This is a genomic window from Capnocytophaga cynodegmi, assembly GCF_002302475.1.
Taxonomy (GTDB): Bacteria; Bacteroidota; Bacteroidia; order Flavobacteriales; family Flavobacteriaceae; genus Capnocytophaga; species Capnocytophaga cynodegmi.
This window is the reverse complement of the sequence record NZ_CP022378.1, coordinates 836,175-856,531: the sequence shown is the minus strand read 5'-3', so window position 1 is coordinate 856,531 and position 20,357 is coordinate 836,175. Positions and strand designations below refer to the sequence as shown.

11 protein-coding genes and 1 rRNA gene are annotated in these 20,357 nt (G+C 34.7%); 10 read left to right on the top strand and 2 right to left on the bottom strand.

Annotated features, from left to right (window positions below; all coding sequences use genetic code 11):
• The first annotated feature begins 256 nt into the window (after window positions 1–256).
• Window positions 257–3,046: a DNA polymerase I gene (gene polA, locus CGC48_RS03940; protein WP_098029751.1), complete on the top strand. Its 2,790-nt coding sequence runs from the start codon at window positions 257–259 to the stop codon at window positions 3,044–3,046.
• 120 nt (window positions 3,047–3,166) lie between these two features.
• A complete protein-coding gene (dusB, locus tag CGC48_RS03935; RefSeq protein ID WP_098028534.1) occupies window positions 3,167–4,141 on the top strand; it encodes a tRNA dihydrouridine synthase DusB in 975 nt (324 codons plus the stop codon).
• Between the two features lie 83 nt (window positions 4,142–4,224).
• Here dusB and CGC48_RS03930 read toward each other — a convergent pair whose 3' ends face one another.
• The gene (locus CGC48_RS03930) at window positions 4,225–5,046 is read right to left on the bottom strand and encodes a universal stress protein (protein ID WP_098028533.1); all 822 of its coding nucleotides are present in this window, start codon (window positions 5,044–5,046) and stop codon (window positions 4,225–4,227) included.
• Between the two features lie 284 nt (window positions 5,047–5,330).
• Between CGC48_RS03930 and rimP the strand changes: the two genes are divergently transcribed.
• The 3 genes from rimP to infB all read left to right on the top strand — a co-directional run bounded on the left by rimP (window position 5,331) and on the right by infB (window position 10,015).
• Window positions 5,331–5,798 (top strand): ribosome assembly cofactor RimP, encoded by a 468-nt coding sequence (gene rimP, locus CGC48_RS03925; protein WP_018280249.1) that lies wholly within the window; start codon window positions 5,331–5,333, stop codon window positions 5,796–5,798.
• Between the two features lie 11 nt (window positions 5,799–5,809).
• Window positions 5,810–7,045 (top strand): transcription termination factor NusA, encoded by a 1,236-nt coding sequence (gene nusA / locus CGC48_RS03920; protein WP_018280248.1) that lies wholly within the window; start codon window positions 5,810–5,812, stop codon window positions 7,043–7,045.
• A 114-nt stretch (window positions 7,046–7,159) separates the two neighbouring features.
• A complete protein-coding gene (gene infB / locus CGC48_RS03915; RefSeq protein ID WP_098028532.1) occupies window positions 7,160–10,015 on the top strand; it encodes a translation initiation factor IF-2 in 2,856 nt (951 codons plus the stop codon).
• A 70-nt stretch (window positions 10,016–10,085) separates the two neighbouring features.
• On the opposite strand, the gene pbpC is transcribed toward infB, so the two are convergent.
• Complete coding sequence (gene pbpC / locus CGC48_RS03910) at window positions 10,086–12,443, bottom strand: penicillin-binding protein 1C (protein ID WP_394336569.1); 2,358 nt, start codon at window positions 12,441–12,443, stop codon at window positions 10,086–10,088.
• Window positions 12,444–12,596: 153 nt separating this feature from the next.
• On the opposite strand from pbpC, the gene purB reads away from it, so the two are divergent.
• The 5 genes from purB to CGC48_RS03885 all read left to right on the top strand — a co-directional run bounded on the left by purB (window position 12,597) and on the right by CGC48_RS03885 (window position 20,273).
• The gene (gene purB / locus CGC48_RS03905) at window positions 12,597–13,934 is read left to right on the top strand and encodes an adenylosuccinate lyase (protein ID WP_098028531.1); all 1,338 of its coding nucleotides are present in this window, start codon (window positions 12,597–12,599) and stop codon (window positions 13,932–13,934) included.
• 413 nt (window positions 13,935–14,347) lie between these two features.
• Window positions 14,348–14,512 carry a hypothetical protein gene (locus CGC48_RS11720; protein ID WP_157909862.1) on the top strand — a complete coding sequence of 55 codons (165 nt, stop codon included), beginning with the start codon at window positions 14,348–14,350 and terminating at the stop codon, window positions 14,510–14,512.
• A gap of 70 nt (window positions 14,513–14,582) precedes the next feature.
• Window positions 14,583–15,257, top strand: coding sequence for a GLPGLI family protein (locus tag CGC48_RS03900; protein ID WP_098028530.1), 675 nt, complete (start codon window positions 14,583–14,585; stop codon window positions 15,255–15,257).
• A 5-nt stretch (window positions 15,258–15,262) separates the two neighbouring features.
• On the top strand, window positions 15,263–17,887 hold the full coding sequence (locus CGC48_RS03895) for a carboxypeptidase-like regulatory domain-containing protein (RefSeq protein WP_098028529.1): 2,625 nt from the start codon (window positions 15,263–15,265) through the stop codon (window positions 17,885–17,887).
• 870 nt (window positions 17,888–18,757) lie between these two features.
• Window positions 18,758–20,273 (top strand): 16S ribosomal RNA (locus CGC48_RS03885).
• Window positions 20,274–20,357 lie beyond the last annotated feature (84 nt).

Genomic DNA, 20,357 nt, shown 5'->3' with positions numbered 1-20,357 from the left:
GAGTTTTTTTTAATTGTTGTGTATGCTATTTTTTTAATTGTGAAGAAAAACCATTTATCCTGAATACAATAATTTAGCTTCTTGAAGCAAAAAAATCTAAAAATTATGGATTTGTATTAATAATCAATCTGTTGTTTGTTATTTTTTTGAAGTTTGAAATCTCCAATTCTGATTATTTTGATTATATTTGCCCAAAATGAAGGGAATAAAAAGTGATGTTTTGCTTTTCATTTTGCATTAAAAAACTTTGATTATTTTGAAAAAGAAACTTTTCCTTTTAGATGCGTATGCTTTGATATTCAGAGGATATTATGCTTTTATTAAAAATCCGAGAATTAATTCAAAAGGGTTGAACACTTCGGCGATAATGGGTTTTATGAACTCTCTTTTTGATGTGATTAAAAAAGAAAGACCTGACCATCTGGCTGTTGCCTTTGACAAAGGTGGAAGTGTGGCTCGTACGGAAATGTTCACGGATTACAAAGCTAATCGAGAAGAAACTCCCGAAGCTATTCGCATTGCAGTGCCTTACATTCACGAAATACTAAAGGCTTTGCACATTCCTATCATTGAAAAGGAAGGTTATGAAGCTGATGATATTATTGGTACACTTGCCAAAAAGGCCGAAAAGCAGAATTATTTGGTGTATATGGTTACTCCAGATAAAGATTATGCACAATTAGTTTCTGAAAATATTTTTGTTTATCGTCCTCCTCGTAATGGAAATGATGTTGAGATTTGGGGAGTGGAGCAGGTCAAAGAAAAGTTTGAAGTACAATCACCCGAGCAAGTGATTGATTTTCTTGGAATGATGGGCGATGCTGTTGATAATATTCCTGGACTTCCTGGAGTGGGTGAGAAGACAGCTAAAAAACTTCTGGCAGAGTTCGGAAGTATGGAAAATCTGTTGACAAATACAGATAAGCTCAAAGGAAAGATGAAAGAGAACATCGAAAATAATGCTGAAAAAGGAATTTTGTCCAAAAAATTGGCAACCATTATGTTAGATGTTCCTGTTGAGTTTGATGAAGTTGATTTTGAACTTTCAAAACCTGACTTTGAGTCTGTCGCAAAACTTTTTGAAGAATTGGAATTCAGGCAATTGCTTCAGAATTTTATGCGTACGTACCAACCTCCTGAAATAGTGGTTCAAAAATCAAAATCAGTGGAAGGTCAAACAGATTTATTTGCAGTACAAGGTAATTTATTTGCAGAAAATCTATCTTCTGGTAAAAAAACTATTGAAGATACGCCTCATCATTACCAATTGGCGGAGACAGCAATGGCTCGTAGGCTTTTACTTCAAAATTTATTGCAACAAGAAGCAGTTTGTTTTGATACAGAAACAACTAATCTTGAAAGTTTGAATGCTGAATTGGTTGGAATTGCTTTTTCATGGCATAAAGGTAAAGGATATTACGTTCCGTTTCCTGAAAATAGGTCAGAAGCCTCTGAATTATTGCAAGAATTTCGTCCTTTTTTTGAAAATGAGCAAATTACAAAGGTAGGGCAAAATCTAAAATATGATATAAAAGTATTGTACAATTATGGAATAGAGGTAAAAGGCGAATTGTTCGACACGATGGTAGCTCACTATCTCATTAATCCTGATATGCGTCACAATATGGACGTACTTTCTGAAACATATTTAGATTATACACCCATTTCTATTGAAAAATTAATAGGAAAAAAAGGCAAGAATCAGCTTTCGATGCGTTCTGTATCTCTTGAAGACCAGAAAGAATACGCCGTTGAAGATGCCGATGTTACTTGGCAATTGAAAGAAATCTTTACAGAAGAACTCAAAAAGGTAAATGCAGATAAAATTTATCGTGAGTTAGAAGCTCCTTTGGTACAAGTACTTGCAAAAATGGAGTTGGAAGGAATTAATTTGGATACTTCTTTCTTAAAAAGGCTTTCGGAAAAATTAGATGAAGATATTATCGCTTACGAAAAAGAAATCTTAACAGCTGCAGGAGAAGATTTTAACTTAGCTTCTCCTAAGCAATTGGGCGAAATCTTATTCGAAAAACTTAAAATTGATAAAAAACCTAAAAAAACCAAAACAGGGCAATATGCAACATCGGAAGAAGTACTATCATACTTTGCCGATAAACACAAAATCGTAGCCGATATTTTGGAATGGAGGCAACTTCAAAAATTAAAATCAACTTACATTGATGCACTCCCCAATGAAGTAAATCCTAAAACAGGAAGAGTACACACAACCTATATGCAAACGGTTGCAGCCACTGGGCGTTTGAGCAGTAACAACCCAAATTTGCAAAATATCCCAATTCGTACAGAAAGAGGGCAGCAAATACGTAAGGCGTTCATTCCTAAAGACGAAAATCACATTTTATTAGCAGCAGATTACTCACAAATTGAACTCAGAATCATTGCCTCATTAAGTGAAGAACAAAATATGATTCAAGCCTTTTTGAATAATGAGGATATTCATCGCTCAACAGCTGCTAAAGTCTTTAATGTTCCTATTGAAGAAGTTACACGCGAACAACGAAGCCACGCCAAAACAATAAATTTCGGAATTATTTATGGTGTATCAGCTTTTGGGCTTAGTAACCAAACCGACCTTTCACGTACAGAAAGTAAAGAACTCATAGAAACCTATTATGCTACATATCCTAATTTACGTAATTATATCAATAAGCAAATATTTTTTGCTCAACAAAATGGATATGTAGAAACTATCTTAGGAAGAAGACGTTATCTACCAGATATTAATTCTAGAAATCAAGTGGTTAAAGGTGCAGCTGAACGAAATGCTATCAATGCTCCTATTCAGGGAAGTGCAGCCGATATTATAAAAATAGCAATGATTCGTGTTCAAAACCGATTGGAAAAAGAAAGCTTCAAAAGCAAAATGTTACTACAAGTACACGATGAATTAGTATTCGATGTGCCAAAAATAGAATTGGAAGAAGTAAAAAATGCTATTAAATACGAAATGGAAAACGCTTTCAAGCTTATTGTACCTTTAGTTGTGGATTTGGGCGTTGGAACAAACTGGCTCGAAGCACATTAATTGATTTTAGCGAACAAACAAATCGATTTTTTAGGGTAGGGATTTAATAACATTTTGGATTTTCACTTAAATGCAATAGTTTTGCAGTCTTTTTTAAGGCATAGATATTTTAAATTGCAAATGGTTAAAATAGGAAACATAGATTTGGGAGAATTTCCGTTGTTACTTGCTCCGATGGAAGATGTGAGCGACCCTCCTTTTCGCAGATTGTGCAAAATTCACGGAGCAGATATGCTTTTTAGTGAATTTATTTCTTCGGAAGGATTAATCCGAGATGCGATAAAGAGTAAACAAAAGCTGGATATATTTGATTATGAACGTCCCGTTGGAATTCAAATCTTTGGAGGTGATGAAGAAGCAATGGCCCTTTCTGCCAGAATCGTTGAGACTGTAAATCCTGATTTATTGGATATTAACTTTGGTTGCCCTGTAAAGAAAGTAGTTTCAAAAGGAGCAGGTGCAGGAGTTTTAAAAGATATCGACCTGATGGTAAGGCTTACCAAAGCGGTGGTTAATAGCACAAAATTACCTGTTACGGTTAAAACACGCTTAGGCTGGGACGAAAATTCAATAAATATTGACGAAGTAGCCGAAAGATTGCAAGATGTTGGCATTCAGGCGTTATCTATTCACGCTCGGACACGTTCACAGCTTTACAAAGGACATTCGGATTGGTCTCATATTGCACGAATTAAGGAAAATCCACGCATTAAAATTCCTATTTTTGGCAACGGAGATATTGATTCTCCTGAAAAAGCATTGGAATATAGGAATACATATGGCGTTGATGGTATAATGATAGGTAGGGCAGCAATTGGCTATCCTTGGATTTTCAATGAAATAAAACATTATTCTAAAACAGGAGAAAAATTACCATCTCCAACCATTTCGGATAGGGTGGAAGCCGTTAAAAATCACTTAACTTGGTCAGCAGAGTGGAAAGGAGAACGTCAGGGCGTGTTGGAAATGCGTCGCCATTATGCGAATTATTTTCGAGGAATTCCCAATTTCAAAGAATATCGGCAGAAGTTAGTTACTTTAGATGAGTTGCAGCAAATTTTAGAAGTACTTGAGGAAATAAAAGATAAATTTTAAGGGTATAAAAAAACTTTGCCAAAGTCAATTTTTTTATATTTTTCTTTGGCAAAGTTTGAAAATTACTAAATCTTTTGAAAAGATTACATTTTTATAGTAAGTACAGGTTTTGTTGCGTGGTTCACTAAATCACTACTGATACTTCCATTAAAGAAATGAGCAATTCCTTTTCTTCCGCTTGGGAACATACAAATCAAATCAATATCGTTTTCTGCTACATAATTCAGAATTCCAGTCTCAATGCGAATATCATTGTAAACGTGTGTTTCAAATTCTTCAATACTTGAATTTTGACTTTCTAAGAATTCATTCATACGCTCTCTGATTTCAGAAGTTGTTAGGAATTGGTAAGGTGTATTAACAAAAACTAAATCAATCTTTGCATTGAAAAGTTCTGCAAATTTTACAGCTTTTTCAAAAGGTTTCAAAAATCTTTTTGTAAAGTCACACGCAAACATAATATGCTTGATGTTAAGCTTTTCCTCAGGATTTTTGATTACAAGTACAGGAACACTTGCTGTTCGAATTACTTTTTCTGCATTCGACCCAATAAAAAGTTCCTTAGTGCCTGATGCTCCATTTGAACCCATAAAAACTAGGTCAATTCCATACTTTTTAACAACATCCTCAACCGCGTCAGCTAAAGGGGCTGTTTCAATAAGATCTTTAATTTCAATTTCTCCTCCTAATTCTTTTTTGATGCTGTCAAAACGTTGTTTCGATAAATTTAAAAAATACATAGCTTCAGGTATGGAGGAATGCTCTTGTGTTGCTAATCGGAAAGGCAGTTCAAGAGCGTGTAACAAGAATACTTCAGCTTTTTGGCGTTTTGCCAATTCAATCGCAACTTTCAAAGAAGCAATTGATTTTTCTGAAAAGTCGGTGGTAACGAGAATCTTTTTCATGATTATTACTTTTAGAGTTAAATAATTAATTTTATACTATTTTGACATTCCTTATTCCATTGTTTATGAGTGTTATGAGTGGAATAATTTGAATACCATTAATTTTTGTTTTGAATTTTTATAGTTGATAAATTCAATGCCAATTAACTTTCCGTAAAGGTATGGAATAAAAACCAAATGACAAAATAAATTTGTTTTTTTTCTTGATTTATTGAAAAAATTGTATCTTTGCCTCGTGGAATGGAGTATTGAGGGGACATAAAGTCCCCTCTTTTTATAGAAAAATGAATTTTAAAGATAAAGTTAAAGAACTTATAGACAGTGTTTTGTCTGAAAATCCGACACTATTTTTGATTGATTTATCAATTTCAAATGATAATGCAGTACGTATTGTCATCGACGGTGATCAAGGTGTGGGAATTGATGATTGTATAGCAATTAGTCGTGCGGTTGAACATAATTTAGATAGGGAAGAAGTTGATTTTTCTATTGAGGTAACTTCTTTCGGAGCTACTGAGCCTTTTCAGCTGGAACGTCAATATCGCAAAAATATAGGCAGAAACGTAGAAGTTAAAACCACTGATGGGAAAAAACACGAAGGACTACTTAAGAATGTAGAAGGAGGTAATATAACTCTTGAAACGGAAACGCGTGAACCCAAACCTGTAGGGAAAGGTAAAATAACCGTTAAAAGAGAGCATTTATTTGCTTTAAATGATATAAAAGAAACAAAAGTAATCATTAAATTTTAATTAAAATTATTATGGATAATCTTGAATTAATAGAGTCTTTTTCAGAGTTTAAAGATGACAAATTAATTAACCGTGAGACTTTAATGGCGATTTTGGAAGAAGTATTTCGTAATACTTTGAAAAAGAAATATGGTTCAGATGATAATTTTGACATAATTATTAATCCTGATAAAGGAGATTTACAGATATTCAGAAACCGAGTGGTTGTTGAAGATGGGGCTGTTGTGAATGAAAATCAGGAAATAGAATTAACAGAAGCACGAAAAATTGAGCCTGATTTTGAGGTAGGAGAAGATGTTTCTGAGGAAATAAAAATTGCAAGTTTAGGACGTAGAGCAATTTTGGCGTTGCGTCAGAACTTGATATCCAAAATACACGAATACGATAGTACAACCATCTATCGCAGATTCAAAGATTTAATAGGACAAATATATACAGCTGAGGTTCATCATATTAGGCATCGTGCGATAATATTATTAGATGATGAGGGAAATGAAATTGTTTTACCAAAAGAAAAACAAATTCCTTCTGATTTTTTCAAAAAAGGTGAACACGTTCGCGGTATTATTGAGTCTGTGGAACTTAAAGGGAATAAGCCTTCTATCATAATGTCAAGAACGTCGCCAGTGTTTTTGGAACGTTTGTTTGAACAGGAAATTCCCGAAGTTATGGACGGGTTAATTACGATTAGCAAAGTTGTTCGTATACCAGGAGATAAAGCAAAAGTTGCGGTAGACTCTTTTGATGATCGCATAGATGCTGTGGGAGCTTGTGTAGGTGTGCGTGGGTCGCGTATTCACGGAATTGTACGTGAGCTAGGAAACGAAAATATTGATGTAATTAACTATACTTCAAATGCTTCATTATTGATTGCTCGTGCATTGGCTCCTGCTAAGGTAAGTTCAGTTACAATTAATGAAGAAGAAAAACGAGCAGAAGTTTTCCTTCAAACAGAAGAAGTTTCAAAAGCGATTGGAAAGTCTGGATACAATATCCGTTTAGCAAGTCAATTGACTGGTTATGAGATAGATGTGTATCGTGAAGGAATTAACGATGAAGATATTGAGCTTAGCGAGTTTGATGACGAAATTGAAGGTTGGATTATTGAAGAGTTCCAAAAAGCAGGGCTAGATACAGCAAAAAGTATTTTGGAATTAGAAGTTTCTGATTTGATGAAACGAACAGACCTTGAGGAAGAAACAATTCGTGAGGTTATTAAGGTTTTAGAAGAGGAATTTGAAGATTAATGATTATCTTTGCCGAAATTTTCGCTTTCGGTAGGGTTTTGAACGTTTGTGAGAACAAAAAAATTGAGGTTTACAAGGCTATAAGCTATTTGCTTGTGGCGAAATAAAAAATATATGAGCGAGGGAACTACAAGATTAAGTAAGGTTTTAAAGGAGTTTAACATTTCTTTGGATACGGCTGTTGATTATCTTAAGAAAGAAAAGGGGGTTGAAATTGAATCCAATCCCAATGTAAAGATTTCGGGAGAAGTTGTGAAACTCCTTTCCGATAAGTTTAATGCGGATAAAAATAAACGTGAAGCTTCAAAAGAAATTGTTGAAGATCAGCGTAAAGAGCGTGAAGCTATCCGTATTGAACAAGAAAAAGAAAATGAGAAAAAACGTAAGCAACAAGAACAAGAAGTTATTAGAGCTAAAGGAACTGTTGCAGGAATAAAAACTGTTGGCAAAATTGACCTTGAGCCTAAAAAGGAAGAAAAGTCAGTTGAAATTCCGACTGAAAAAGAAGAACCTACTCAACAAGTAGAGAAAAAAGATGTCGAAACCTTAGTTCAACCTGAGATTTCTCAAGAAATTAAGGAATCAAAACCTGAATCTGTTGAAGAAGAAGTTCCTGTAGTAAAGGTAGAACCTATCGTAGAAAAGGTTAAAGAACAACAAAAGAAAAAAATAGAATTTCCCTCGAAAGACAAACCTCAAAAAGATAAAACTCAGAATCAGCAAGATACTTACAAGAAAGTAAAAGAAGTTCCCAAACAAAAGGTTGAAGAAAAAGAACCAGAGGAACCTGAAGTTCTTGAAACTCAATATCAAAAACTTACTGGTCCAAAATTGGTCGGAAAAAAAATTGACTTAAGCCAGTTCGAGAAAAAGAAGAAGAAAAAGAAAAAAGGAGGGAAGGAAAAGGAAAATACTAAACCTAATACAGAAACTCCAAAACAAGATGATAATGCTGAGAAACGCAAACGCAAACGCATTCGAAAAGATGAGCCAAGCCTTTCATCAGCTAACAATAACAAAAAGGACGGGAAAAATAAAAAAGCAAAAACTTTCACAAAGGTAGAACCTACTGAAGAGGAAGTTCAAAAGCAAGTCCGTGAAACTCTGGAAAAACTGCAAGGAAAAGCTGCTAAATCAAAAGGAGCCAAATATCGTAAGGAAAAACGTGATTTACATCGCCAGAAAACAGAAACCGAGTTAGCACAATTAGAACAAGAAGAAAAAATACTCAAAGTAACGGAATTTGTTACTGTAAATGAGTTAGCTACAATGATGGATGTGCCAATTAATAGAGTAATTGGAGCGTGTATGTCGTTGGGTATTATGGTAACAATGAATCAACGGTTGGATGCAGAAACCTTAACAATTGTAGCAGATGAATTTGGTTTTGAAGTTGAGTTTGCAACTGCAGATATAGAAGAATCAATTCATATTGAAGAAGATAAAGAAGAAGACTTGGTACCAAGAGCTCCTATAGTTACCGTTATGGGACACGTTGACCACGGAAAAACTTCATTGCTAGATTATATTCGTAAAGAAAATGTAATAGCAGGAGAAAGTGGAGGTATCACGCAACATATTGGAGCTTACAGAGTTAAATTGGAAAGTGGCGAAAGAATAACTTTCTTGGATACACCTGGGCACGAGGCTTTTACCGCAATGCGTGCACGTGGTACAAAAGTTACAGATATTGCCATTATTGTTGTAGCAGCTGACGATGATGTGATGCCACAAACAAAAGAGGCAATTAGCCACGCACAGGCAGCAGGCGTTCCTATTATATTTGCAATTAATAAGATAGATAAGCCTACTGCAAATCCAGAAAAAATTAAAGAGCGTTTGGCAGGAATGAACCTATTGGTAGAAGATTGGGGAGGAAAAATCCAATCACAAGATATTTCAGCAAAGCAAGGGATTGGTGTTCAGGAGCTTTTAGAAAAAGTACTTCTGGAGGCTGAATTGTTGGAGCTGAAAGCCAACCCGAACAAACGTGCTGTGGGGACTGTTGTTGAAGCATCGCTTGATAGAGGGCGAGGATATGTTTCAACAGTATTGGTTGAATCAGGAACGTTGAACATAGGTGATTATGTGTTAGTTGGGACAAACTCCGGAAAAATCCGTGCAATGCACGATGAGCGAGGCAAAAAAGTTAAAAGTGCTGGGCCTTCAACTCCGATTTCTATTTTAGGATTGGACGGAGCTCCTCAGGCAGGAGATAAATTCTATGTGTTTGAAGATGAACGTGAAGCAAAACAAATTGTTGCCAAAAGGGCTCAGTTGCAACGTGAACAATCTGTACGTACACAGCGTCATATCACTCTTGATGAAATTGGAAGACGTATCGCTTTAGGAGATTTCAAACAATTAAATATCATTTTAAAAGGAGACGTAGATGGTTCAGTAGAAGCTTTGACGGATTCTTTCCAAAAATTATCAACAGAAGAAATTCAGGTTTCCATAATTCATAAAGGAGTCGGAGCAATTACAGAATCAGATGTGTTGTTAGCATCAGCTTCAGACGCGATTATTATTGGATTTAATGTTCGTCCGATGGCAAATGCACGAACCTTAGCAGATAAAGAGGAAATAGATATCCGTACGTATTCAATCATTTACGATGCTATTAATGATTTGAAAGACGCTATGGAAGGAATGCTTTCTCCTGTGTTTAAAGAAGAAGTTACAGGAACTGTCGAAATTCGTGAGTTGTTCAAAATTTCAAAAGTAGGGACTATTGCAGGATGTATGGTTACTGACGGAAAAATATTCCGAAATTCAAAAATACGAATTATCCGAGATGGTGTTGTAATCTATACTGGAGAGTTAGCATCATTAAAACGATTTAAAGATGATGTTAAAGAAGTTTCAAAAGGCTATGATTGTGGATTGCAAATTAAGAACTACAATGATATTAAAGAAGGTGATGTAGTTGAAGCTTTCCAAGAGGTGGCGGTTAAAAAGAAATTATAATATTTGTAAGCACAATAAAAAACAGGAGTAGATTAATCTGCTCCTGTTTTTGTTTATTTTCGAACGAATATTACTGAACGACAATTTGTATTACTTTTTCTTCTCCTTTAGTATTAATGATTCGTAAAATGTTATCTCCTTTAGGAGCATATATGTTCATTTCGTGAAAAAGATTTGTTGTTCCTAAATAAGTTTCATTCAAATACCAAAAAACATTTCCTTTTTCAGAGGACGCTGCTTTTGCTATGAAAGGTTGTAATTCTCCGCCAAAATTTTTAGTTGTGTAGATAATACTTTTGTGTTTTGGATAGACAAAGTCAAGTCTTTTAAAATTGCTTAATTCCAAGCAATCTTCTCGAAAAGGAGGAAGATTTCGATAATCAATATGGTTATTTTTGTAGTACCATTCCATAACTGGAGGGAGAATAAACCACGACTTTGAAATTATATTGTTTGAAGATTCGCAAGAAGTATTTATTTGAAATTGCTCGCTTTTGTCAAGATGAACGATTTTATGATATGGGCAAATAGTATGGTCATTGGTTGTAATTGTTGTGAGAACAGACTTTTTGGGGCATTCCTCTTTTGCTAAAAAACCTGAGGTTTCACATACTATAAGTTCTTCTAAATCATCATAAGGTTTTGAAAACCAAGAAGTAGAAGGTAATGAATTGAAAATTTCAAACATTACAGGTGCAGCATAGGAAGCTCCTGTGAGTGTGGGTCTTCCTTCTCCTGTAGCATTTCCCACCCAAACGGCGACTACAAATTCTGGAGTGACACCAATCGCCCAAGCATCTTTATTACCGAAACTTGTGCCTGTTTTCCAAGCAATTTTTCGAGAAGATTCATAGTATTTCCAAGCAATATCCTGAGTAGGACGATTTACTTCCTTCATAGCTTCGAGCATTTTCCAGATAGCACCCGCTTTAAAAATAGTAGGTTCAGAAGTAAAATTTCCAAAAGTAGAAATATCTTCCGTTAAATTGTATTTTAATTCTTGAAACTCATCAGTTCTATATATTTGTCTTTGGCTGAAAATAGTTAGTTCAGAGGCTAAGTTAGTGTATGCACGAGCCAAGTCCCATAAATTGCTTTCTGCTCCACCTAAAATGATTGATAGCCCGTAATGGTCAGGGTGTTTTTTTATATCTGAAAGCTTCAATTTCTGAAGAATATCGTAAAATCGATAAATTCCAAATTTTTGCAATAGCCAAACAAATGGAATATTCAATGATTTTGCTAAAGCTATATCAGCCGAGACAGCTCCTTCAAAAGTATTGCTAAAGTTCTGGGGAGAATATCCTGAAATTTGAGTGGGAACATCGGGGATTAATTCCTGAGGTAGTAATTCTCCTTTATCAAGCATTCCAGCATAAAGTATTGGTTTTAATATACTTCCTGTGCTTCTCGGAGCGTGAATAATATCTACATCTTTCTGATGATTTTCATCGGTAGGCGTATTTCCTACGTAAGATAGTACGTTGCGAGTTTTTACATCAACCACAATTGCAGCCATATTATGCACTTCGGATTGTGAATAATGTTTGTGATAATTTGCTACAATTTGATTTGTTTTTTCCTGAATAGCAACTTTAATAGTTGAGCGAATACGTTGCCCTTGTTGTTTTTTTGCAACAAATTCTAAGAAATGTGGTGCTATTTGAGGCAATTTGTGTGGTTTCTGAGGAAGAGGTTCCAACAAAGCAAGTTCATAAGTTTCTTTGTCAAAAACTTTTTTGTCATACATTTTTTTAAGAAGATTATCTCGTTTTTTCTTCAAAGCTGTCTGATTTTTTCCAGGAAAAATTAGACTTGGAGCATTTGGAAGCACAGCCAATGTAGCACTTTGTCCCCACGACAATTGTTGAGGAGCAACTCCAAAATAACGCCAAGAAGCCATATCTAACCCAACAACATTTCCGCCAAATGGAGCGTGAGAGGCATAAAGAGACAAAATTCTGTCTTTCGAATATCTGAACTCTAAACGAGTTGCCAAAATCATTTCGGTAAGTTTTTCAAAATAGGTGCGTTTTTGATTTTCTCTGGAAAGGCGAATAACTTGCTGAGTGATAGTACTTCCTCCACGAATTATTTCACCTTTTTTAAGATTTTCAAATAAAGCTTTCCCAACAGAAATAGGATTTACTCCCCAATGATAATTAAAATATTCATCTTCAAAATGAATTAGAGAAGTTTTAAAACGATGAGGAATACTATCATTTTCTGGAAATCGCCATTGCCCATCTTCAGCAATTTTTGCTCCCAAAAGTTTTCCTTCAGAACTTTCCACAATTGTAGCGTAATTATTTGAAAATAAGTGTTTAGGGAGTGAATAGTAGTACCATATTAATAAGGCTGTAATTATCAGATATTTAATAGGATTAGATTTAATTTTTTTAAATTTCCAGAGAATAAAACGTTTAATATGATAAAAGATATTTTTCAATGTAAAAAAAAATGAATTTTAAAGAAAGTATTCTGTTTTACTTTCACAAAGGTAGCGAAATAAATCATAAATCATAATTCGTAATTCATAAAAATTCCTATCTTTGTCCCTTACCGAAAACTATAAATAAAGATGTCATTACAAGCAATTTCTCCCATTGATGGACGTTATGCCGATAAAACAAAAGAATTAATACCATTTTTCTCGGAAGAAGCATTGATTAAATACCGAATTCTAGTAGAGGTGGAGTACTTTATTGCTCTTTGTGAATTGCCATTGCCTCAATTGAAAAATTTTCCAAAAAATATTTTTCCAAAACTTCGTGAATTGTATCAGAATTTTGATTCTACTTCAGCTGCCAAGGTTAAAGAAATTGAAAAGACGACGAATCACGACGTAAAAGCGGTCGAATATTTCATAAAAAATGCTTTTGATAAATTAAATATATCTGAATATAAGGAGTTTATACATTTTGGGCTTACATCACAAGATATTAATAATACAGCAATTCCGCTTTCTATCAAAGAAGCTATGGATAGAGTTTATTATGTTGATTTACAAAATATTATTGATAACTTAAAGTCTCTTTCATCTCAATGGAAAGATATTCCTTTGTTGGCACGTACACACGGGCAACCAGCTTCACCAACTCGTTTAGGTAAGGAAATTGAGGTTTTTGTAGTTCGAATAGAAGAACAATTGAAACAACTCAAAAACATACCTTTTTCCGCAAAATTTGGAGGGGCAACAGGAAACTATAACGCTCATAACGTGGCGTATCCGTCTATAAACTGGAAAACTTTTGGTACAAAATTTGTTGAAAATACATTAGGATTGCACCATTCTTTTCCTACCACACAGATTGAACATTACGATAATTTGGCTTCTCTTTTTGATTCTTTAAAACGTATCAACACCATATTAATAGATTTCAATCGTGATATATGGACATATATTTCAATGGATTATTTTAAACAGAAGATAAAAGCAGGAGAAGTGGGGTCGTCAGCAATGCCACACAAAGTAAACCCGATTGATTTTGAGAATTCTGAAGGAAATTTAGGAATTGCGAATGCTATTTTTGAACATTTATCGGCAAAACTTCCTATTTCTCGTCTGCAACGCGACCTTACAGACAGCACCGTATTACGTAATATAGGAGTTCCATTTGGTCATACGCTAATAGGGTTGAAGTCTACGCTGAAAGGAATCGGGAAATTATTACTTAACGAAGAGAAGATTCGTTGGGATTTGGAGCAAAATTGGGCAGTAGTAGCAGAAGCTATTCAAACAATTCTTCGTAGAGAAGGCTATCCTAATCCGTATGAAGCTCTGAAAGGGCTGACTAGGACTAACGAGAAAATTAACCAACAGACTATAGCCTCATTTATTGAAACCTTGGAAGTTTCCGAAACAATCAAAAAAGAATTAAAAGCAATCACTCCTGAAAATTATACAGGAATCCTTTAGTTTTATAGAAAGTAGTATCAAATATCTCATTATAGAGAAAGGATATTTATCAAGAATTAATAAAGAGGTAATAAGAAGAAGATATATGATATAGTGGTTTGCTAATGCGTTGTAAGCCTCGAAATGGAGCAAATAAACATACAGGGCTATATCCAAAGGTAAAAAAATAGGAAATGCAAAGGAATTGTTAATAAAATAACTCTTTTGCATTTTTGTTTTATAAATGTTTTATCTTTTATAGAATAAATCATAAAATTTTAATGTGATAAAATAATATTTTTGTGTTTTAAAATGTTAAATATAATTAATATTTTGTTTTTTTAAAAAAACAAGTTGCTACATTTGCGGTATTATTAACAATAAAAATTAAACATACGAAAAAAGTTGTTTTTATCGCAGTTTTCCTTTTAGGAATGGTAGGCTTGAATGCATCTACATCACTAGATTGCTTTGATTATGCAATTGAAAAGGCAGATGCAGCAGATGCTAACGGGGATTTGTCTCACGATGAGTACACAAAAATTTTGAATGATGCTCAGGCTGATTGTTGGCAGAATAATCAAAAGGAAGAAGGTTGAATTAAGGCTGATTAAATCTAAAAACTACAGCTCTATAAAAATAGGGCTGTAGTTTTTTAACATTAACAATATGAAACAACTATTATATCTATATCTGTTTATTTTTCCGTTATCCGTATTTGCTCAACGTCATTTGGTGGAGTACGAATTAACGCCACGTCCGATTGTCATTACTGAAAAACTTAAAAATAGTGAAGAGGTAAAATATCATAACCAATTAAAATTAAGCGTTCTTTTGGAGTTTGACCATACAGGTTATACGTTCAAAGTAGATGATAAAGAGTTTGAAAATCTGAGTCGTTCAGGTGATTTTAGATATTCCAGAAAGAGAAGTGCCTTAATAATAGGGCAGTATTACCAGTTGTATTATAATGCTAATGATAATGTATTGTGCTTGTATTGGGATAGCTGGAAAAGCAGAAATCCGGAAGTTTTTGATTGGATATTAACCAACGAAACAGCAGAGATAAATGGTTACAGAGTTTATAAAGCTTATGTAGATGTTCCTTATATAAGTGCGAAAGGTGTGAATCGTATCAATAATGTAGTGGCTTGGTATTGCCCTGACATTCCGTATGGCTATTCGCCTTTAGGTTATCACGGTTTGCCAGGATTAGTATTGAGTTTGGAAAGTATCGGAAATAAATATGTAGCTAAAAGAATCATATTCAATGCCTCCAAGGAAGCTATTACCCCTCCTAAAGAATATAACAAATTAAAAGAACAAGCTCTGAAAAGTAAGTGATTATAATGAGATATATCTGTACATTATTGTTTTTTTTATTTGTCAAAAGTGTTTTTTCACAAGAAACACTTACAGGATATGTTACCGACACGCTTAACAATCCATTAGAAAGAGCCAATGTCATAGCAATGCCTATTAAAGAGGCGACATCACCTACCTTTGCCATTACGGACAATAAAGGTTTTTATAAACTATCATTACAACCCAAAGTGTCTTACGAAATTAGAGTTTCGTATATGGGTTTTGTAGCACAAATTATACAGTACTCTTCTGAAAATAAAATAATAACTCATAATTTTAAGCTCGTCCCTTCGAACGAGGTACTTGGGGAAGTGATAATTAACTTTGAACTACCTATACAGCAAAAAAAAGATACCACAACCTTTCGTGTCAATGCTTTTACATCTGGTAAAGAATTAAAGCTTAAAGAACAACTTGAAAAATTGCCTGGGGTTGAAGTTGATAATAATGGGAGAGTTTTTTTTAATAACAGAAAAGTTTCTACACTGCTTGTTGAAGATAAATCTTTCTTTGGTGGAGGGACTAAATTAGGGGTTGAGAATATACCAGCAGACGCTGTAGATAAGGTTCAGTTTATTGATAACTATACCGATATCGCTATTTTGAAAGACGAACTCAAAACAGGAGAACTTGCTTTAAATGTAAAATTAAAAGAGGAGAAGAAGCGTTTTTTCTTTGGTGATGTTAATGCAGGTTATGGTAATCAAGATTTTTATTTGGCACACACAGCCCTTTTTTATTATTCTCCTGAATTTAGTAGTTCGTATATCGGGAATGGAAATAATTTTGGTGATAAAGTATTTTCCTCAGACGATATTTCTGTTTTTCGAAAAGGAATTAGCTCTTTTGTAAGTCGTCGTTCAAACTCATTTGATTTACAGGTGCTTTCTAACGAAAATACAAATATGAGCAAAAACGAATCACTGCTCAATGCAATGAATATTAATGTTAGTCTTAATAAAAAAACACAGGCTGCAGGATATATCATTCTTTCAGATGTGGTTACTCAGAAAGATATTTTCAACAAGTATCATTACCTTCAAAATGATGTTTTTGAAATACGCCAAAATCATAATGATTTCAAAAATCAGTTAGTGAATTTCAATTTTCAGTTTGATGTTACTCCCAATAAAAATACTAAGCTGATTTATAACATATATAGCAACGTCTCTGAAAACAAAAGCAATAGAGACATTGTTTCAGTTCACGATGGTCAAGAAAGACGGCTTAGTTTCCGTGATAAAACGCCTCTAACTGAGTTTGGGCACTACTTTGAGCATCATAAGGTACATTCTCCAAAACTCAAAAGTACGTTTGTGCTAAATCATAGTTATTTGGAAAAAAAAGCTGACGACCAATGGTTTAGTAACAAGTATATTTCCAATGTTTTTGATGTTTTACAAGGTAATTCAAACTATAATTTTTTTAAAACAGAAAGTTTGCTACAACATACCTTTGATGCAATGTACAAGCAATATTGGGCATTACCTAAAGGGAGAGGTTTATATATTTCCTTAGGTAATAACTTAAGTAGTGATATTTTAAAGACTTATGATTATCAGTTAATTAATAAAAAAAGGAAAGACTATTCTTCAAATGATTTGGGTTATTTACTCAATGATTTGTACATAAATACAGAATATCGTTTTAATTTATTTGCATTTGAAAGTAAAATCTCTCTTGCTGCACATTTTTACTATCTGAAAATTAGTCAAAATAATAATTTTGTACGGAAAAATTATTTTGAATTAGAGCCTTCATTGGATAGTGAGTATGAATCGCGATGGGGTAAGTTTCAGTTTAATTATCGTTTAACAAACATATTTCCCGAGGCAACCCAATTGACTGAAAACCCTACTTTTCAGAACTTTAATACTATAAGTAAAGGAAATCCTTTCTTGGAAAATGCACAGTATCATACATTCTCCCTTATGCAAAGTAAATCCTTCAATAAAAGTTTTATCGGGTTTATGGCAAATTTCACACATAAAAATAAAGCTTTTAGTAATGATTTAATCTTAAACGGAATCAATCAATTGTATAGTTCTGTACAACTTACTACTCCCGAAAATAGCTTAGGAGTTAGTGCTTGGTGGACAGGAACTCGTGTTCTTAAGAACTTTGTATCGGTTAATTTTCGTGCTAATGTGTTTAATTATTCGCGATTGGTAAATACAGAAATAAATCCTGTTTCGCATCGTGTACAAAGTATATCATTTCTTTCTCGGTCAATGTTTAGTCAATTGCATATTTTTAAACTTCGGTATTCTCACGGATTTAATCAATTCATAAACAGACTCAAAAACTATTATCAGACGCAATTGTTTTCGTTCTCTATTGAAAATCAGTTGTACAAAACTATAAGGCTGAAAGGAATATACCAGTGGAAGAATTTAATTCGTAATGGTAATAAAGAAAGCTCGAATAATTTGGATTTTTCTTTGGAGTACCGCAAAGAACATTCTCCTTGGCGAATAGAGTTACAAGCTAAAAATGTACTTGGCAATAAAAGCATTTATAGTAGTTCTTTATCTAATTTTCTGGTTAGTGAACAGGAAATTAATGTTTTGCCTCGTGTTATTTTACTTTCCATAAGCTATAAATTTTAATAGCTTTATTGAAGTAAATATTGCTTTGTTTGATTTTGAAATTGTAGATAATTTTTTCTTTTTTGATAGTGGTATTTGTGAAAGAGTCTTACGCAGTATAGAAAGTGATAGTATACATATGATCATATGAGGGGATAAATAAATTCGTTTGAAGAGAGTTGTTTTCATGAAGTAGACTTTTATGACTGAAAAAGAAAGAAATTATTTTAATTTTCTTTGTTATTCAGAGGTAACTTGTGCGATAGTGAATGCTTTAAGTTAAGAGAATAGTAAAACTTTTTTGTTAAACTTGATTTAAGTGTTGTAACTTCGATATTTAATTTTTACATATTTTTCCGTGTAACCTGTATAATTTAAATAATATTTTTACAATCATAAACTATTGTTTTTCAGTTTTTTTGTTTTTATTGGCAATGATTTTGTAAAAAATTTCATCAAATATTTTGGATATATCAAAAAAGGTATTACTTTTGCACCCGCTTTGAGAAAGTTATTAGTCGATAGGGATTAGTGATTAGTAATAAAGTGAAAAGTTCAAAAAAAAATATTTTAAAAAAAAGTTTAAAAAATTTTGGTAGTTTAGAAAAAAGTATTACTTTTGCACCCGCTTTGAGAGAATCATTAGTCAATAGGGGTTAGTGATTAGCAATAAAGTGAAAAGTTCAAAAAAAATATTTTTGAAAAAAAAGTTCAAAAAGTTTTGGTAGTTTTAAAAAAAGTATTACTTTTGCATCCGCAACTTGAGATAAGGTTGTGAATTTTGGAATAGACGAAATAGTTCATTGATATATTGTTGACAGCACAAAAAAAAGATTTAAAGAATTATCCTAGAGTCAATTACTTTCTTTGGTTATAATATTAAAGATTTTAACGATGAAGAGTTTGATCCTGGCTCAGGATGAACGCTAGCGGCAGGCCTAACACATGCAAGTCGAGGGGTAGAGTGCTTCGGCACTTGAGACCGGCGTACGGGTGCGTAACGCGTGTACAATCTACCTTTTGCTAAGGGATAGCCCGAAGAAATTTGGATTAATACCTTATAGTATTATTTGGTGGCATCATTAAATAATTAAAGCTACGGTGGCAAAAGATGAGTACGCGTCCCATTAGCTAGTTGGAGTGGTAACGGCACACCAAGGCTGCGATGGGTAGGGGTTCTGAGAGGGATGTCCCCCACACTGGTACTGAGACACGGACCAGACTCCTACGGGAGGCAGCAGTGAGGAATATTGGACAATGGTCGGAAGACTGATCCAGCCATGCCGCGTGCAGGATGACGGCCTTATGGGTTGTAAACTGCTTTTGTATGGGAAGAATAAGGTCTACGTGTAGATTGATGACGGTACCATACGAATAAGCATCGGCTAACTCCGTGCCAGCAGCCGCGGTAATACGGAGGATGCGAGCGTTATCCGGAATCATTGGGTTTAAAGGGTCCGTAGGCGGGCTTATAAGTCAGAGGTGAAAGCACTGAGCTCAACTGAGTAACTGCCTTTGAAACTGTAGGTCTTGAATGTTTGTGAAGTAGCTGGAATGTGTAGTGTAGCGGTGAAATGCATAGATATTACACAGAACACCGATTGCGAAGGCATGTTACTAACAAATTATTGACGCTGATGGACGAAAGCGTGGGGAGCGAACAGGATTAGATACCCTGGTAGTCCACGCTGTAAACGATGGATACTAGCTGTTTGGAAGTAATTTTGAGTGGCTAAGCGAAAGTGATAAGTATCCCACCTGGGGAGTACGCACGCAAGTGTGAAACTCAAAGGAATTGACGGGGGCCCGCACAAGCGGTGGAGCATGTGGTTTAATTCGATGATACGCGAGGAACCTTACCAAGGTTTAAATGGGAAACGACGTATCTAGAGATAGATATTTCTTCGGACGTTTTTCAAGGTGCTGCATGGTTGTCGTCAGCTCGTGCCGTGAGGTGTCAGGTTAAGTCCTATAACGAGCGCAACCCCTGCTGTTAGTTGCTAGCGAGTTAAGTCGAGCACTCTAACGGGACTGCCGGTGCAAACCGTGAGGAAGGTGGGGATGACGTCAAATCATCACGGCCCTTACATCTTGGGCTACACACGTGCTACAATGGCCGGTACAGAGAGCAGCCACTGCGTGAGCAGGAGCGAATCTATAAAGCCGGTCACAGTTCGGATCGGAGTCTGCAACTCGACTCCGTGAAGCTGGAATCGCTAGTAATCGGATATCAGCCATGATCCGGTGAATACGTTCCCGGGCCTTGTACACACCGCCCGTCAAGCCATGGAAGCTGGGGGTACCTGAAGTCGGTTGCCGCAAGGAGCTGCCTAGGGTAAAACTAGTGACTGGGGCTAAGTCGTAACAAGGTAGCCGTACCGGAAGGTGCGGCTGGAACACCTCCTTTCTAGAGAAGTCCAAAGGGTGTTATTTTAGGATGAATCTTTAAATCTTGTGCAGTCAATATTCATAGGCTAATTAGAGGTTAGTG

What these genes read in the sequence shown, in the direction of transcription:
- nusA (WP_018280248.1), top strand. Translation starts at nt 5,810, where the DNA reads ATGGATAATCTTGAATTAATAGAGTCTTTTTCAGAGTTTAAAGATGAC.
- CGC48_RS11720 (WP_157909862.1), top strand. Translation starts at nt 14,348, where the DNA reads ATGGTAGGCTTGAATGCATCTACATCACTAGATTGCTTTGATTATGCA.
- purB (WP_098028531.1), top strand. Translation starts at nt 12,597, where the DNA reads ATGTCATTACAAGCAATTTCTCCCATTGATGGACGTTATGCCGATAAA.
- CGC48_RS03900 (WP_098028530.1), top strand. Translation starts at nt 14,583, where the DNA reads ATGAAACAACTATTATATCTATATCTGTTTATTTTTCCGTTATCCGTA.
- CGC48_RS03930 (WP_098028533.1), bottom strand. Translation starts at nt 5,046, where the DNA reads ATGAAAAAGATTCTCGTTACCACCGACTTTTCAGAAAAATCAATTGCT.
- dusB (WP_098028534.1), top strand. Translation starts at nt 3,167, where the DNA reads ATGGTTAAAATAGGAAACATAGATTTGGGAGAATTTCCGTTGTTACTT.
- rimP (WP_018280249.1), top strand. Translation starts at nt 5,331, where the DNA reads ATGAATTTTAAAGATAAAGTTAAAGAACTTATAGACAGTGTTTTGTCT.
- CGC48_RS03895 (WP_098028529.1), top strand. Translation starts at nt 15,263, where the DNA reads ATGAGATATATCTGTACATTATTGTTTTTTTTATTTGTCAAAAGTGTT.
- infB (WP_098028532.1), top strand. Translation starts at nt 7,160, where the DNA reads ATGAGCGAGGGAACTACAAGATTAAGTAAGGTTTTAAAGGAGTTTAAC.